Here is a 16,475-nt window from a genome sequence, read left to right as displayed (position 1 = left end):
CGAACCCGTAAGGAGCACCAATGGCCGACTACATCGTCGCCATCGACCAGGGCACGACCAGCACCCGAGCGATCGTCTTCGACCACTCCGGGTCGATCGTCTCGACCGGACAGAAGGAGCACGAGCAGATCTTCCCGCGCGCCGGCTGGGTCGAGCACGACCCCGCCGAGATCTGGGACAACACCCGTGAGGTCATCGGCCAGGCACTGTCCCGCGCCGACATCACCCGCCACGACGTCGCGGCGGTCGGCATCACGAACCAGCGCGAGACCGCGGTGGTCTGGGACAAGACCACCGGCAAGCCGGTCTACAACGCCATCGTCTGGCAGGACACCCGCACGCAGTCGATCGTCGACAAGCTCGCGGACGGCGACACGGACCGGTACAAGTCGATCGTGGGCCTCCCGCTCGCGACCTACTTCGCCGGCACCAAGATCATGTGGATCCTCGAGAACGTCGAGGGCGCCCGTGAGAAGGCCGAGGCGGGCGACCTGCTCTTCGGCACCACCGACACCTGGGTCCTCTGGAACCTGACCGGTGGCGTCGACGGCGGCGTCCACAAGACCGACGTCACGAACGCGTCCCGCACGCTGTTCATGGACCTCGAGACGCTGCAGTGGCGCGACGACATCCTCGCCGACTTCGGCGTGCCGAAGTCGATGCTCCCCGAGATCGTCAGCTCCTCCGAGGTCTACGGCCACGTCGAGTCGTCCAGCCTGCTCCGCGAGGTCCCGATCGCCGGCATCCTCGGCGACCAGCAGGCCGCGACCTTCGGCCAGGCCGCGTTCGACAAGGGCGAGTCGAAGAACACGTACGGCACCGGCAACTTCCTGATCTTCAACACCGGCACGGACATCGTCCGCTCCGAGAACGGGCTGCTGACGACCGTCGGCTACAAGCTCGGCGACCAGGAGACGCACTACGCGCTCGAGGGCTCGATCGCCGTCACGGGCTCGCTCATCCAGTGGCTCCGCGACAACCTCGGACTCATCCAGAGCGCACCGGAGGTCGAGGCGCTCGCGAAGACCGTCGACGACAACGGCGGCGTGTACTTCGTCCCGGCGTTCTCCGGCCTGTTCGCCCCGTACTGGCGTCCTGATGCCCGTGGTGCGATCGTCGGCCTCACCCGCTACGTCAACAAGGGGCACATCGCGCGTGCGGCCCTCGAGGCGACGGCGCTGCAGACCCGCGAGGTCCTCGACGCGGTCAACGCCGACTCCGGAGTGGACCTGACCGAGCTCAAGGTCGACGGCGGCATGACCGCCAACAACGAGCTCATGCAGTTCCAGGCGGACATCCTCGACGTGCCGGTCGTCCGACCGGTCGTCGCGGAGACGACGGCGCTCGGCGCCGCCTACGCGGCCGGCCTCGCGGTCGGGTTCTGGGCGAACCTCGACGAGCTCCGTGCGAACTGGCAGGAGGACCAGCGCTGGGAGCCGAAGCTCGACCCGGCGGAGCGTGACCGCACGCTGCGCCTCTGGAAGAAGGCCGTCACGAAGACCTTCGACTGGGTCGACGAGGACGTCCAGTAGTCCTGCAGTCCACTCCACGGACGGGAGGCCCGGTGCCGGTTCCATGAACCGGCACCGGGCCTCCCGTCTTCGGTCTGGTGCCGCACGCGCCTACCAGACGGGCGCTGCGGTCACCCAGTCGGCGAGCTTCTGCTCGGCGGCGCCGGAGTCGATCGCCTCGGCGGCGACGAGGAGCTGCTCGCGGAAGCGGTGCAGGATCGGACGGTCCCACTCGGTCGGGTCCTGCGCGAGCCGGAAGGACACCAGGCCGGCGGCCGCGTTGAGGAGCACGATGTCGCGGACCGGACCGGTCTCCCCCGCCAGGACACGCCGGACGATCGCGGCGTTGACGTCGGGCTCGCCGCCGAGCAGGTCCTCCGTCCGTGCCCGGGGGATGCCGAGGTCCCGCGGGTCGAGGTCGTGCTCCGTGACCCGGCCGCCGGTGACCTCCCAGATGTGGCTGTGACCGGTCGTGGTGAGTTCGTCGAGGCCGTCGTCGCCGCGGAACACGAGCGCTGTCGCGCCACGGGTCTGGAACACACCCGTGATGATCGGCACGAGGTCGAGCTGGGCGACCCCGACGGCGTTCGCCTCACACCGAGCGGGGTTGACGAGCGGGCCGAGGAAGTTGAACACCGTCGGCACGCCGATCTCCCGGCGGACCGGGGCGGCGTGCGCGAAGCCGGGGTGGAAGGCGCTCGCGAAGGCGAAGGTCAGGCCGACACGCCGGAAGGTCTCGGCGACGTGCTCGGCGTCCATCGAGAGGTCGAGACCGAGTGCGGCGAGGACGTCGCTCGACCCGGACTTCGACGAGCTCGCGCGGTTGCCGTGCTTCACGACGGGGACGCCCGCGGCCGCGATGACGATCGCCGCCATGGTCGACACGTTCACCGTGCCGACGACGTCGCCCCCGGTCCCGACGATGTCGAGCGCCATCGGGTCGACGTCCAGCGGGACCGCCGCGTCGAGGATCGCGTCGCGGAACCCGACCACCTCGTCGACGGTCTCGCCCTTCGCGCGGAGGGCGACGGCGAACGCCGCGATCTGCGCGTCGGTGGCCCGACCGTGCACGATCTCCTCCATGGCCCATGTGGACTGCCTGATCGTGAGGTCCTCGCGCGCCATGAGCGCGCTGATCACTGCAGGCCAGGAGAGAACGTCAGACATACCCAGGATCGTACTGTTTTCGAACGACCCGCCAGTTGCCTGGCAAAACACTGTCCGAGGTTTCGGCCATAATGGACCCTGTGACAAGCACCCCTCTCTCCAGACCAGCCAGCGGTACGGTCCTCAACAGGCCGAACCCCGTTGCCGTGGGGACGATCGTGTGGCTGGGCAGCGAGGTCATGTTCTTCGCCGGCCTGTTCGCGATCTACTTCACGCTGCGCAGCACCTCCCCCGAGCTCTGGGCGACCGAGACCGCCAAGCTCGAGGTGCCGTTCGCCTCCGTGAACACCATCGTCCTGGTGCTGTCCAGCTTCGCGTGCCAGTTCGCCGTCTTCGCCGCCGAGCGCTTCCAGGTGCACCGCACCAGCTGGAACCCGCGCGACTGGGGCATGACGGAGTGGTTCTTCGTCACGTACTGCATGGGTGCGGTCTTCGTCTGCGGCCAGATCTTCGAGTACGCCAACCTCTGGCACGAGGGCGTCACGCTCTCCTCGAGCGCGTACGGCTCGGCGTTCTACATCACCACCGGCTTCCACGGCCTCCACGTCACCGGTGGCCTGCTCGCCTTCCTCCTGACGCTCGGCCGTGGCTTCGCCGCCAAGAACTTCGGCCACAAGGAGGCCACCACGGCCATCGTCGTGTCGTACTACTGGCACTTCGTCGACGTGGTCTGGATCGGCCTCTTCGCAGTCATTTACCTTCTCAAGTAGGAATCGGACAGCACCCACCGCATGTTCAACAGAACCAAGTCCAAGAAGGGCCGCCGCTCCCCGCTGGCGACCGTGTCGCTCATCGCCGTCGCGCTGATGACCACCGGCGGTGCCTACGCACTGTTCAGCTCCACGGCGAACGCGGACGACAACGTCAGCACGGTCGCCGCATCGAGCCAGTCGCAGGTGAACGAGGGCCAGAAGCTCTTCGCGTCCAACTGCGCCACCTGCCACGGCCTCTCCGCGCAGGGCACCAGCGAGGGCCCGTCCCTCATCGGTGTCGGCGCCGCGTCGGTCGACTTCCAGGTCGGCACCGGCCGCATGCCGATGGCTGCCCAGGGCCCGCAGGCCGAGGAGAAGCCGTCGCAGTTCTCGGACGAGCAGGTCGACGCCCTGTCCGCGTACGTCGCGTCGCTCGGCCCCGGCCCGTCGGTCCCGTCCGAGTCGCTCACCAACGGTGCGGACGGCGACGCCGCTGCCGGTGCGGAACTCTTCCGCATCAACTGCGCCATGTGCCACAACGTGGCCGGCGCCGGTGGTGCGCTGACCGAGGGCAAGTACGCCCCGAAGCTGACGGACGTCAGCGGCAAGCACATCTACGAGGCCATGGTCACGGGCCCGCAGAACATGCCGGTCTTCAACGACCTGAACATCACGCCGCAGCAGAAGGCCGACATCATCACGTACCTCAAGTACGTGCAGGACAACTCCTCGCCCGGTGGTTTCGGCCTCGGCGCCCTCGGCCCGGTGGCAGAGGGTCTGTTCATCTGGATCTTCGGACTCGGGGCGGTCGTCGCGATGACCGTCTGGCTGACCGCGAAGTCCAACTGATCGTCCGTGTCGCACGACACTGAAGGGAACACCATGGCAGAGCACGACGACGAGGCACTGAACTCGTCCTCGGCTGTCGAGAAGCACGGCACGAGCACGACCTCACCCGGTACCGCGGTCCTGCCCGCCGAGCCGTTCGAGAACCCGGGTGAGCCGCCGCACCGCGCACGCCGCACCGACGTCGACCCGAAGAAGCAGCGTCTGGCCGAGCGCCAGGTCGCCACGTTCTTCTACGTGTCGATCGTCGCGAGCGTCCTGTCGATCGCGGCGTACATCGCCTTCCCGATCAAGGCCGACGACTTCAGCACGGTCCGCACCGGGAACCTCTTCCTCGGCCTGGCCATCGCGCTCGCGCTGCTCAGCCTGGGCCTCGGCGCGGTCTACTGGTCCAAGTCGCTCGTCAGCGATCGCGAGATCTCCGAGGACCGCCACCCCACGCGCGGCTCCGACGCGACCCGTGCGAAGGCCGTCGAGGCCTTCCAGCTGGCGGACAAGGAGTCGGGGTTCAGCCGTCGCAAGCTGATCCGCAACTCGATGATCGGTGCCCTCGCTGCGTTCCCGCTCCCGGGCATCGTGCTCGTGCGTGACCTCGCACCCGCCGCCGACCCGAACGAGCTCCTCCGCCACACCATGTGGGCGAAGGGCACGCGCCTGACGAAGGACCCGACCGGCCTCCCGATCAAGGCGTCCGACGTCACGATCGGCTCGGTCTTCCACGTCATCCCGGACGGGCTGCTCGACAAGGAGGACATGCTCGAGGAGAAGGCCAAGGCCGCCGTCCTCCTGATGCGCCTCGACCCGAAGGACCTCAATCCGGCCAAGGGCCACGAGAACTGGGGCTACGACGGTATCGTTGCCTACTCCAAGATCTGCACCCACGTCGGATGCCCGGTCGCGCTCTACGAGCAGCAGACGCACCACCTGCTGTGCCCCTGCCACCAGTCGACCTTCGATGTCTCGAACAACTGCGAGGTCATCTTCGGACCGGCGGCTCGTCCCCTCCCCCAACTTCCGATCGCGATCGACGACGACGGGTACCTGGTAGCGCAGAGCGACTTCCACGAACCGGTCGGCCCGTCCTTCTGGGAGCGTGCACGCTGATGACCACCACCACGACACAGCAGCCCGCAACCGGCACCAAGCCGGCTCCGGACCGCGGATCCCGCATCATCGGCGGGCTCTCCAACTACATCGACGAACGAACGAGCATCTCCGGGCTGGTGAAGGAGGTCGGTCGCAAGATCTTCCCCGACCACTGGAGCTTCATGCTCGGTGAGGTCGCCCTCTACAGCTTCGTCGTGATCCTGCTCTCGGGCACCTTCCTGACGTTCTTCTTCCAGGCGTCCATGGCAGAGGTCGTCTACGACGGCTCGTACATCCCGCTCAAGGGCGTCGAGATGTCGACGGCGCTGCAGTCGACGCTGAACATCTCGTTCGACATCCGCGGCGGGCTCTTCGTCCGGCAGATCCACCACTGGGCGGCCCTGCTGTTCGTCGCCTCGGTGATGCTGCACATGGCCCGCGTGTTCTTCACCGGCGCGTTCCGCAAGCCGCGTGAGCTCAACTGGGTCTTCGGCTTCGTCCTCTGGGTGCTGGCCATGGCCGAGGGCTTCACGGGCTACTCGCTCCCCGACGACCTGCTCTCCGGCAACGGTCTCCGCATCATCGTCGGCATGATCGAGGGTGTCCCCGTCATCGGCGTGTGGATCGGGTACATCCTGTTCGGCGGCGAGTTCCCCGGGACCGCGATCGTCGGCCGTCTGTACACGTTGCACATCCTGTTGCTGCCGGCGATCCTCGTCGCGGTGCTCGGTGTCCACCTCGTCCTCGTGGTGATCAACAAGCACACGCAGTACGCGGGCCCCGGCAAGACCAACGACAACGTCGTGGGTGTCCCGATCCTCCCGGCGTTCGCCGCGAAGGCCGGTGGCTTCTTCTTCATCGTCGCCGGCATCCTCGCCCTCATCGCGTCGCTGTTCACGATCAACCCGATCTGGAACTACGGCCCGTACGACCCGTCCCCCGTGTCCGCCGGTACCCAGCCCGACTGGTACATCGGCTTCGCGGACGGTGCGCTCCGTCTGGTGCCGCCGCACTGGGAGGTCGTGTGGTTCGGCTACACGGTGTCGTTCAACATCCTCGTCCCGATCGCGGTGCTCGTGGGGCTCATCCTCGCGATCTTCATCTACCCGTTCATCGAGGCGTGGGTCACGGGCGACAAGCGTGAGCACCACATCGCCGACCGCCCGCGCAACGCGCCGACCCGCACGGCCTTCGGGGCTGCCGGCGTCACGCTCTACGCCAGCCTCTGGGCGGCGGCGAGCTCGGACATCATCGCGACGCACTTCCTGGTGTCCGTCGACTCGGTGATCCACGTGATCCAGGCGACGACGGTCCTCGGTCCGTTCGTGGCCTTCTGGATCACGAAGCGCGTCTGCCTCGCGCTGCAGAAGAAGGACCGCGAGATCGTCCTCCACGGGTACGAGTCGGGCCGCATCGTCCGTCTTCCGCACGGTGAGTACATCGAGGTCCACGAGCAGCTCGACGAGTACGAGCGCTGGCGTCTGCTGCAGTTCAACGACTACAAGCCGTTGATGATCCGTCCGAACGCCAAGGGACAGATCACTCCCCTGCAGAAGATGCGTGCGAGCGCCTCGCGCTTCTTCTTCGAGGACCGCATCGCGCCGGTCTCGAAGGCTGAGCTCGACGCCGCGCACGCCGCGCACCACGGGCACGGCGTGGAGGGCTCGCACGAGGCCCCGCAGGTGGGCGCCGGTACCCCCCAGCACTGATCACACGACCCGCAACACGACGAACGCCCCGACCAGACAGGTCGGGGCGTTCGTCGTTTCGTGTAACCCGAACGCGCGCACATATCGAAATTGTTATCTGCAACCTGACACCTGTTCAGGGGTAGTACGTTGGTTCTACGCCTCGCACGAGCGAGGAACGGAATGAGGGGATCACCATGAAGAAGACGTCTCGTGTCATCGGCACCATCGCTGCACTCGGCCTCGGCGCCGGCCTCGCTCTCGCGGGACCCGTTGCCGCGAACGCCTCGACCGGGCAGTCCGCGGCCACGGCTTCGGCAGTCACGCCGCTCAGCGGAGACTGCAAGTGGCGCAACGCCGTCGGTCCGATCGGCGGGGGCTGGTCGGGGGCATCCACGGGGTGCAACTACATCGGCACGACGAAGAACACGACGGTGACGTACGTGTGGACCAAGACGTCCGACACCGAGTCGTGCGTCCAGGGCAAGGGCTTCAACGCCCTGACCGCTCCCGTCTGGCAGAGCGCCGGCTGTGGCGACGGCGGGAGCACCACGATCCTGTGGGGCAACGTCGCCGGCGCCAAGCAGGTGAAGGTGAAGTCGCTCGCCGTCGCCACCGGCTCCACGATCAACTGGGAGTGACGATGACGCCACGGCGACGGACCATGACCGGGATCGCGACCGCGATCGCGGCCACGGCCGTCGCCGTCGGCGCGACGGGCTGTACCGCATCGGAATCGGAACGGCCGGCGCCGACGGCCGCCTCGGCCACTGCGCTCGAGAAGCAGGTCGAACGACTGCGTGCGCACCTGGCGTGCGACGGGGACGTCTCGTGGGCGGACGACCCGTACTTCTGGGACTCGATGCGGGGTGTCGACTGCACCACTCCGGACGGCCAACCGGTCTTCGTCCGCGTGTACGCGCACGACGACTCCGCTGCACAGGTCCTCCAGGACTGGAAGGGCACCTTCGGAGCGCATCGCGCCCTGATCCGCGGGTCCGACTGGTTCGTCATCGGCCCGGAGGAGACCATCGCTCCCGTGTCGTCCGCAGAGTCGGTAGCCGCTCCGTCCGTGCGGGTTCCCGACGCAGAACCGCTCACCGGGCGCGCAGAGGCTCGGACGACCTGCGTCCGGTTCTTGAGCGCGGCGGCGCAGGACCGCGTCCGCGCACCGGAGCAGTTCCGTTCGGAACTCCCCAAGCTGGACGCGCTCTACCCGGGAACGAAGACGGTGCTCGACGAGGCCCTCACCGCGGAGCACCTCGAGGCGCTCGAACAGGCGCCCGACACCCAGTTCGCCGCGCGTCTGGGCGATCTCGCCGGCCCGTTCAAGCGGTTCTGCCGAGACGTCCCGCCAGAGAGCGGCGCCGAACCAGGCCAGGCGTCTCCGGCAGCGTGACCGACACGCCGCCCCCAGTTCACGGGCGGTTCACCAACACGTGCTGGACTCTTCCAGGACGGTGTGGCAACGTGTTGCACCACGCATCTGGAACGGGTGGCCCTCGCGGAGCCCGCCAACGGAATGAGAACCCGATGGAACCCCGGACGGCCGAGCACCCCAGGCCGAACCACTTCCTGCTCCACCTCAGCGACACGCACCTCATCGCCTCGGACGGTGATCTGTACGGTGACGTCGACTCGGCGGCACGGTTGTCGCAGATCGTCGAGGAGATCGAGGCATCCGGCACCCGCCCCGAGGCGATCGTCGTCACCGGTGACGTCGCCGACAAGGGCGAACCGGGGGCCTACGCCCGCGTCCGACGCATCGTCGAGCCGGCCGCCGAGCGCATCGGCGCCCAGGTCATCTGGGCGATGGGGAACCACGACGAGCGCGGAGCGTTCCGTCAGGAGCTCTTCGGACTCCAGCCCACCGAGCGGCCCGTGGACTTCGTCTACGACGTCAACGGGCTCCGGGTCATCACGCTCGACACCAGTGTCCCCGGCGAACACTACGGCACCGTCACGCCGGAGCAGCTGGACTGGCTGGCGGAGGTGCTCTCCGAGCCCGCCCCGCACGGCACGGTCCTCGCGATGCACCATCCGCCGGTACCGAGCGTGCAGGACCTCGCCGTCCTCGTCGAACTGCGTGACCAGCGCGCCCTCGCGGAGGTCGTCGAGGGCAGCGACGTCCTGACGATCATCGCAGGACACCTGCACTACTCGACCAGTGCCATGTTCGCGGGCATCCCGGTGTCCGTGGCGAGTGCGACGTGCTACACCCAGGACCTCAACGAGTTCCGCGGTGGGACCCGTGGCCAGGACGGTGCGCAGTCGTTCAACCTGGTGCACGTGTACGGCCACGACGTCGTCCACTCCGTGGTGCCGATCGGACAGTACGCCACCGTGGGCGAGCCCGTCTCCGCCGCGGAGACCGACGCACGACTCGCCGCTGCCGGGGTCGTCATCCCTCCGGCGGTCGAGCCGGCACCGGTCACGTCGAGCATCCCGGTCTTCACCCTCGATTCGGTGCCCCTCTCCCCCGTCCACCGCTGACCGGTCACGACTCACCGCGTGCGTTCCACCGGGCGGTCAGAACACGTCGTTCTCGATCTGATTCGGCGACGGCACGTGGCCACTCGGCGGAGCTGAGCGGTGTGTTGCGACCGGTCAGCAGGCGTCGGGGCTCGCCCCGACCGGTCACGACTCCCCGTTTGGGTTGCGCCGAGCGGTCGGAACTCGTCGCCGGCACAGCGTCCAGCCGACGGTTCGTGACCGCTCGGCAGACCTGAGCGGGGTGTTGTGACCGGTGGGGCTGAGCGGCACCGCGCGGGCGCCGGGCATCGCGCGGGCGCCGGGCACCGGCGGGCGCCGGGCGCCGGGCGGGCGCCGGGCGCCGGGCACCGGGCGGGCGCGCGGGCTACTCCTCGGGCTGCTCCCACGGGGCCGGGAACGGGAAGTAGCGGTCGAGGAACTCGGTGACGCGGGTCGTGCGTTCCTCGTCGGAGACCTCGGGGAAGCTGCCGTCGTTCAGGCAGAAGAAGTCGACGTTTCGCTTCTTGAGCAGGTCGTCGAGTGCCCGGAGCCCGGACTGCATCGTCGTGTCCACGTACCGGACCGGCGCGTTCTCCTGCACGATCGCCCGCCCGGTGAGCAGCGCGTAGTAGTGGTACAGGGAGTTCGTCACCGAGATGTTCTCCGCCGCCCGGAACCGTGACGCCGCCGTCGCGCGGAACTCGTCCGCGAACTCGTGCTCCATCTCGGTCATGATGCTGGACCGGAGCGGGGTCGGTGCGTGCTCGAGGTGGCGCGTGGTGACGGCACCGAACCGCTGCTGGAGCAGACGTCGGTTCACCCGCGCGGAGTTCTCGAATCCGCTCCGCCGCGGGTTGTTCGAGCCGAGGCCGATCCGGGTCGTCGCCAGGATGAACTTCGACACGGAGCCCGGGCTGAAGAACACCGAGGGGTCGACCTGCCGACCGAAGAACATGTCGTCGTTCGAGTAGATGAAGTGCTCGCTGATGCCCGGGATGTGGTGCAACTGCGACTCGACGGCCTGCGAGTTGTGCGTGGGCAGCACCGACGGGTCGGCGAAGAACTCCTCGCTCCGGACGATCCGGACACGTGGGTGGTCCGCGAGCCAGGCCGGCGCCGGCGAGTCCGTGGCGATGTAGATCGTCCGGATCCACGGGGCGTACGTGTACACCGAACGCAGCGCGTACTTCAGCTCGTTGATCTGCCGGAACCGGGCGGGGGCGTCGTCGCCCTCCCCCAGGACGGCCGAGGACTGCGCGGCCTGACGCGCGCGCTGGTACTCGATCGCGTTGCCGTCCACCCACGAGAACACGATGTCGATCGGGAAGCGGATGTCCGAGACGTGGTCGTCGAACATGTGCTCGACGGTGCGCCACGTGCGACCGTACCGCTCGATGTCGGTGAGCACGAACTCGTCGACGGGCAGGCTCCTGCGCATCAGGGCGTTCTCGACCGGCGCGAGGACCTCGGTGTCCGTCACTCGCCAGAACTCGAGCTGGACACTGGTCTCGGCACCGTACCGGAGCCGTCCGAGCGGCTCGAGGCGCGGGCGGAACACCCGGAGCACCGGCTGGTCGACGGGGCCCAGGCCGTCATCGACGACGAGGACGGCCGGCTCCCCCGGCGGCTTGGCGTAGAACGGCTCGCCGACGGCGGCGTCCATCACGGCCGACTCGGCGCGCTGACGGTCCCGCTCGTCGACGGCGATGACGGGGCGCTGGTCGTTCCCGCGGATGAGCAGGTGGTCGACGTCGGCCGCGGTGAGCGCGTCGTCGAGGAAGAGGAGGTCCTCGATCATCGACTGCTGCGGTGTCAGGTGACCGTTCAGCAGGGTGAAGCGGCCCTTCCGGAGCACGATGTCGGGGCGGTCGAGACCGCCGGAGGACGGTCGAGGGTTCAGCAGAGGACTCTCGGTCTCCGGCTCGGTCTCGTTGCTCATCCATGCCCTTCTGATCAGGTGGTCAGGCGCTGCACCCGACCGGTCCGATCCTACCGGGCAGGCGGCTCCTCCGTCGTTCTGGGCACCTTCACGACGATCCCGACGACGATGAACAGCGCCGCTGCGACGATCTGCAGTGCTGCCCAGACCTGTCCGGGGATCGGGATCGTCACCAGCGGGTTCCAGCAGACCGCGACCGCTGCCATCAGGACGGCCGCCCACCAGGCACGGCCCCTGGTCGCGAAGACGAGCACGATGAGCGCCAGGACCGTGACCCCCCACCGGACGAACACGAACGCCGGCGCGTCGAGGAAGGCGATGCACGCGAGCAGCACGATGGCCGCGACGAGCCCCGGTGCCAGGGCCGGGCGCGTGAACGCCGGCGTCCCCGCAGGACCCGAGGACGCGGTGGCTGCGGGGCGGACACCGGGCGCGGTGGAGTGGAGCGACGACCCGACTGCTGGCCGTCCCTTGCGTGCGGCCATCAGGCAGATGCCTCGTCGAGCTCGATGGCCGTGATCGGGCGGGACATCGGCGGCAGACCGCGGAGCCGCTCGAGCGCCGGACCGAGCTCTGCGACGTACGCGCGGTAGCCGTCGTCGGTCAGGTGCAGGCCGTCGTCGGTGTACTGCTCGGCGAGGTGGTCGCCGTCGGCGAGGGCTGGCCACGCGTCGAGGTACTGCGCGTGGCAGGTGGCGACGAACTGGCGCAGGTGACGGTTCGTCTCCTCGATCCGCGGTGTGAACTCGGCCTGACGCGGCAGGACCGACACCAGGAGCAGGCGGACGCCGGGGAGCTCGCGGCGGAGCGTCACGAGGATCGTCTCCACGTTCCGTACGACGTGCTCGGCGCTCTTGCGGTGGTTGCCGAAGTCGTTCGTGCCGATGAGCAGGACGATCGCCTCGGGAGCGGCCTGCACGACCTCGTCGAGTCGCTCCAGCACACCGTCCGTGGTGTCCCCGCTGATGCCGAGGTTCAGGGTGCGCTCGTCGGGGAAGCGTTCGTCCCACGTGCCTCCAGCGGTGATGCTGTCCCCCAGGAACAGGACCAGTCCGCGGTCGTCGTCGCTCATGCTGCCTCCTCGTGCGCTGGCGCGCGAGACCCATTCTGCTGCGTGCTGTTGGCCTGCGTCGAGTCGGTGCGGTGGGCCTCGCGTTCGGCGCGGGCCGTGATGCGCTCCACCATGCCCGGGAAGATCACGCCGTGGAACGGCAGGATCGAGTACCAGTAGAGGCGCCCGGCGAGCCCCTGCGGGAAGTACAGCGCCCGCTGGTGGTAGTCGCAGCCGCCGTCGTCCGTGGGCGTGACGGTCATCTCGAGCCAGGCCCGACCAGGGGACTTGAACTCGGCCCGGAGCCGGAGGTAGTGCCCGCGGTCGAGTCGTTCGACGCGCCACCAGTCGAGCGCGTCGCCCTGTTCGAGGCGCTTCGGGTCCCGCCGACCACGGTTGAGGCCGACTCCCCCGGCGATCTTGTCCATCCACCCCCTGGCGACCCACGCGAGCGGGAACGAGTACCAGCCGTTCTCGCCGCCGATCGACTCGACGACGCTCCAGACCGCTTCCGGCGGCGCGGACGTGTGCCGGGTCCGGTCGTCGGAGTACACCGTGTGCCCGGCCCAGTCCGGGTCGCTCGGCAGCGGGTCGGCCGGGGTGCTCGACAGCGTCGCGCTCCGCCAGCTCGTCTCGACCTCGGCGGTGCGCATCTTCGTCAGTGCGAGCCGCACGGCCCGGCGGTACGACGTCAGCCCGCCCTCCGGCCGCGGCACGACGTCGTCGATGTCGTGCTCACGCTGGACGCACTCGAACTGCAGCGACTCGATGATCGGCGTCGCGAGCTTGCGCGGGATCGGCGTCACCATGTTGAACCAGTGTGCGGCGAGCCCGGGGGTCATCACCGGCAGTGCGGTGATCGGCCGCTGCGGGAGTTTGGCCTCGACCGCGTACCCGTTCAGCATCTGCCCGTACCGGAGGACGTCCGGCCCGCCGATGTCGAACGTCCGGTTCACGTCCGCCGGGATGCCGAGCGCCTCGACGAGGTAGTAGAGGACGTCGCGGACGGCGATCGGCTGGATCTTGTTGCGGACCCATCGCGGTGCCGGCATCCACGGCAGGACGTCGGTGACGTGCCGGATCATCTCGAACGACGTGCTCCCGGACCCGATGACGACACCGGCCTGGAACGCGATCGTCGGCACACCCGACCCGAGCAGGATGTCACCGACCTCCTTCCGACTGCGGAGGTGCTTCGACAGCTCCCCGTCGGGGTGGAGGCCGCCGAGGTACACGAAGCGGCGGACACCGGCGTCGTGCGCCGCGGTGGCCATCGTCTGCGCGGCATCGCGCTCGGACTCCTCGAAGTCCCCGTCGGCACCCATCGCGTGGGCGAGGTAGTAGACCGCTTCGATCCCGTCGACCGCGGTGGCCACTGCCGAACCGTCCTGCAGGTCACCCTGGACGACGTCGATCGACTCCCGCCAGGGGACGTCGTCGAGCTTCTGCGGGGTACGGACGAGCACGCGGACGGAGTGCCCGGCTTCGAGGAGACGTGGGATGAGACGACCGCCGATGTAGCCGGTGGCCCCGGTGACGAGGACGCGCATGCGGGGAACGGTACGCCGCGCCCCTCCGGGTACGCTTGTCGGGTGGACAACGCAGCCTTCCCCGTCACCGCCGACGCCGTGCGTCGACTCATCGACCACGCGATCCTGAAGCCGGAGCTGACCCGCTCCGACGTCGATGCGCAGCTCGACGAAGCCGCGACCCACCGCGTGTTCAGCGTGTGCGTCCGCCCGAGCGACGTCCGGCACGCCGTGGAGCGCCTCCAGGGCACCGGAGTGGGCGTCGGGACCGTCATCGGCTTCCCGCACGGCACCACCTCGACCGAGGCCAAGGTCGCCGAGTCGCTGCAGGCCCTCGCCGACGGCGCCTTCGAGCTCGACATGGTCCAGAACATCGGCGCGGCGAAGTCCGGCGATTGGAACCGCGTCCAGCAGGACGTGCGTGCCGTCGTCGACGCTGCGGGCGACACCGTGGTCAAGGTCATCCTCGAGACGGCGTTCCTCACCGACGACGAGATCGTCGCCGCGAGTCGCGCGGCCGTCGCGGGCGGCGCGGACTTCGTGAAGACCTCGACCGGGTTCGCCGGCGGTGGCGCCACGACCGAGCACATCGCCCTGATGCGCGAGACGGTCGGCCCGGACACCGGCGTGAAGGCATCCGGCGGCGTCCGAGGGCTCGACACCCTCGTCGCGATGGTCCAGGCCGGTGCGAACCGCATCGGTACGAGCGCCTCGGCCCGCATCCTCGACGAGGTCGCACACCGCGTCGAGAACGGCGTCGCCTCCGGCGTCGGCGACGACACCACCTCCTACTGACCCCGGCCGACCAGGCCCACCCGACCACCAGCACCGAGCCGGTGCGTGACCGACGCGACGCCGCGTCGGGAGCCGCTCCGAGCCTCCAGACCGTCGCATCGGAGCGCGCATGTCGAACACCGACCCCATCACCGACCACCCCGGATCGCTCGCCCTCGCCGTGGACCTCGGCGGCACCAAGGTCGAGGCGGCCCTGGTCACCGACCAGGGCGTCGTCCTGCCCGGGACCCGGTTCCGGAGCCCCACCGGTCCGCAGCGCAGCTCCGAAGCGCTGCAGGCAGCCGTCGACGAGGTGGTCACGAGCGCCCTCGCGACGCTGCCGACCGACGCGACGCTCGCCGGTGTCGGCATCGGCTCGGCCGGCCCCGTCGACGAGGAACACGGACTCGTCTCGCCGCTCAACATGCCGGTCTGGCGCGGCTACCCGCTCCGCGACCGCGTCGCAGCGCTCGTCCCGGCCGGGACGCCGGTGACGCTGCGGATGGACGGCCTCGCGATCACGCTCGCCGAGCACTGGCTCGGTGCGGCACAGGGCTCCGACCACGTGATGGGCATGATCGTCTCCACGGGCGTCGGCGGTGGGCTCATCCTGCACGGCCGGACCGTGAGCGGTCCGACCGGCAACGCCGGGCACATCGGTCACGTCGAGTGCGGTGGGTACGACGACCCGTGCGCCTGCGGCGGCACCGGCTGCCTGGAGGCCGTGGCGAGCGGGCCGAAGACCGTCGCGTGGGCAAGGCGGCAGGGGTTCACCGGCGAGACCGGCGAGGAGCTGTCCGCCGCGTACGCCGCCGGGGACGAGATCGCCGTCGCGGCGATCAAGCGCAGTGGTCGCGCCCTCGGGCAGGCCATCGCCGCCGCCACGTCGCTCGTGGACCTCGAGGTGGTGGCGATCGGCGGCGGGTTCTCGCACGTCACGCCGGACCTGTTCGAGTACGCCAGGCAGGCCGTCGCCGAGCGCGTCGAGTTCGGCTTCGTGACCAAGGTGCGGATCGTCCCGACCGGGCTGTCCCAGGACGGGCCGCTCATCGGCGCCGCGGCGCTCGTGCACCGCTCCCACGTCCTGCGCTGAGCCGGCCCGAACCGGCCCCTGTCGACCTGCGCTGCTGTCCACAGTCGGCTCCGCCGCGCCGGTCCGGTGCGGCAGGATGACCGGGTGCGCTCCTCCCGACTCGTCACCACCGACGACTGGCCAGAAGCCGAACTCCGCGCAGCGGTGCTGGCCGGCGACCTGGTCGCGATCGGCGAGTGCTGGGCGTCCGTCGCGGAACCGACGGACCCGGGGCTGCGCGCGGCGTCGTTCCGCTGGAGCGTGGGCGACGAGCGGATCATCGCATCGGACCGCAGCGCCGCCTGGATCTGGGGCGGGTGCTCGCGACCGCCGCTCCCCCACGACGCCTGCATCGACGACGGGCAGCGCGTGCGCCAGCGGGGCGGTGGACGCGTCCGCGAGGTCCGCGTCGAACCATCCGACGTCGCGGTCGTCGCCGGCGTCCGGGTGACGACCCCGGTCAGGACCGCGCTCGACCTGCTGCGGATCGCCGGACCGGCGGACTGGGCGGTCCGCGCCCCCACCGTCCTGGGACTGCTCGCGGCGACCGACACCGCGCCGTCGACGCTCCGGCTCCGCCTCCGGCAGCTCGGGACGGTGCCGATGGTGCGGCAGGCGGAACGGCGGCTCGCCGAGCTGGTGTGACCG

The 16,475-nt window shown here is 69.5% G+C and carries 16 protein-coding genes; 11 read left to right on the top strand and 5 right to left on the bottom strand.

Going from position 1 to position 16,475, the window contains the following annotated elements; all coding sequences use genetic code 11:
* Positions 1-20 precede the first annotated feature (20 nt).
* Positions 21-1,532 carry a glycerol kinase GlpK gene (gene glpK / locus QK288_RS12185; RefSeq protein ID WP_281264575.1) on the top strand — a complete coding sequence of 504 codons (1,512 nt, stop codon included), beginning with the start codon at positions 21-23 and terminating at the stop codon, positions 1,530-1,532.
* A 90-nt stretch (positions 1,533-1,622) separates the two neighbouring features.
* Here glpK and trpD read toward each other — a convergent pair whose 3' ends face one another.
* Positions 1,623-2,678, bottom strand: a complete 1,056-nt coding sequence (gene trpD / locus QK288_RS12180) for an anthranilate phosphoribosyltransferase (RefSeq protein WP_281264574.1) — start codon at positions 2,676-2,678, stop codon at positions 1,623-1,625.
* Between the two features lie 71 nt (positions 2,679-2,749).
* Here trpD and QK288_RS12175 point away from each other — a divergent pair, with 71 nt between their 5' ends.
* The 7 genes from QK288_RS12175 to QK288_RS12145 all read left to right on the top strand — a co-directional run bounded on the left by QK288_RS12175 (position 2,750) and on the right by QK288_RS12145 (position 9,483).
* Positions 2,750-3,388 (top strand): heme-copper oxidase subunit III, encoded by a 639-nt coding sequence (locus QK288_RS12175; RefSeq protein ID WP_281264573.1) that lies wholly within the window; start codon positions 2,750-2,752, stop codon positions 3,386-3,388.
* Positions 3,389-3,409: 21 nt separating this feature from the next.
* Complete coding sequence (locus QK288_RS12170) at positions 3,410-4,219, top strand: cytochrome c (protein ID WP_281264572.1); 810 nt, start codon at positions 3,410-3,412, stop codon at positions 4,217-4,219.
* Positions 4,220-4,252: 33 nt separating this feature from the next.
* Positions 4,253-5,320: a Rieske 2Fe-2S domain-containing protein gene (locus tag QK288_RS12165; protein ID WP_281264571.1), complete on the top strand. Its 1,068-nt coding sequence runs from the start codon at positions 4,253-4,255 to the stop codon at positions 5,318-5,320.
* Positions 5,320-7,011, top strand: coding sequence for a cytochrome bc complex cytochrome b subunit (locus QK288_RS12160; RefSeq protein ID WP_281264570.1), 1,692 nt, complete (start codon positions 5,320-5,322; stop codon positions 7,009-7,011). Before QK288_RS12165 ends, QK288_RS12160 begins: the two co-directional genes overlap by 1 nt.
* 176 nt (positions 7,012-7,187) lie before the next feature.
* Positions 7,188-7,631 carry a hypothetical protein gene (locus QK288_RS12155; RefSeq protein WP_281264569.1) on the top strand — a complete coding sequence of 148 codons (444 nt, stop codon included), beginning with the start codon at positions 7,188-7,190 and terminating at the stop codon, positions 7,629-7,631.
* A 2-nt stretch (positions 7,632-7,633) separates the two neighbouring features.
* Complete coding sequence (locus tag QK288_RS12150) at positions 7,634-8,389, top strand: hypothetical protein (protein WP_281264568.1); 756 nt, start codon at positions 7,634-7,636, stop codon at positions 8,387-8,389.
* A 134-nt stretch (positions 8,390-8,523) separates the two neighbouring features.
* Positions 8,524-9,483, top strand: a complete 960-nt coding sequence (locus QK288_RS12145) for a phosphodiesterase (protein ID WP_281264567.1) — start codon at positions 8,524-8,526, stop codon at positions 9,481-9,483.
* Positions 9,484-9,847: 364 nt separating this feature from the next.
* Here QK288_RS12145 and QK288_RS12140 read toward each other — a convergent pair whose 3' ends face one another.
* The 4 genes from QK288_RS12140 to QK288_RS12125 are packed head-to-tail and all read right to left on the bottom strand — an operon-like array spanning position 9,848 to position 14,002.
* Positions 9,848-11,401: a stealth conserved region 3 domain-containing protein gene (locus QK288_RS12140; RefSeq protein ID WP_281264566.1), complete on the bottom strand. Its 1,554-nt coding sequence runs from the start codon at positions 11,399-11,401 to the stop codon at positions 9,848-9,850.
* Between the two features lie 50 nt (positions 11,402-11,451).
* A complete protein-coding gene (locus QK288_RS12135; protein ID WP_281264565.1) occupies positions 11,452-11,886 on the bottom strand; it encodes a DUF6804 family protein in 435 nt (144 codons plus the stop codon).
* Entirely contained in the window at positions 11,886-12,473 is a 588-nt protein-coding gene (locus QK288_RS12130) for a GDSL-type esterase/lipase family protein (protein ID WP_281264564.1), read from the bottom strand. Before QK288_RS12130 ends, QK288_RS12135 begins: the two co-directional genes overlap by 1 nt.
* Complete coding sequence (locus QK288_RS12125) at positions 12,470-14,002, bottom strand: SDR family oxidoreductase (RefSeq protein WP_281264563.1); 1,533 nt, start codon at positions 14,000-14,002, stop codon at positions 12,470-12,472. Before QK288_RS12125 ends, QK288_RS12130 begins: the two co-directional genes overlap by 4 nt.
* A gap of 42 nt (positions 14,003-14,044) precedes the next feature.
* Here QK288_RS12125 and deoC point away from each other — a divergent pair, with 42 nt between their 5' ends.
* The 3 genes from deoC (at position 14,045) to QK288_RS12110 (ending at position 16,472) form a co-directional block, all read left to right on the top strand.
* A complete protein-coding gene (deoC, locus tag QK288_RS12120; protein ID WP_281264562.1) occupies positions 14,045-14,776 on the top strand; it encodes a deoxyribose-phosphate aldolase in 732 nt (243 codons plus the stop codon).
* Between the two features lie 109 nt (positions 14,777-14,885).
* Positions 14,886-15,848: an ROK family protein gene (locus QK288_RS12115; protein WP_281264561.1), complete on the top strand. Its 963-nt coding sequence runs from the start codon at positions 14,886-14,888 to the stop codon at positions 15,846-15,848.
* An 84-nt stretch (positions 15,849-15,932) separates the two neighbouring features.
* Positions 15,933-16,472 (top strand): hypothetical protein, encoded by a 540-nt coding sequence (locus QK288_RS12110; protein ID WP_281264560.1) that lies wholly within the window; start codon positions 15,933-15,935, stop codon positions 16,470-16,472.
* The last annotated feature ends 3 nt before the right edge of the window (positions 16,473-16,475 follow it).

The organism is Curtobacterium sp. 9128 (assembly GCF_900086645.1).
GTDB lineage: Bacteria > Actinomycetota > Actinomycetes > Actinomycetales > Microbacteriaceae > Curtobacterium.
This window is presented reverse-complemented; position numbering and strand designations above follow the sequence as displayed.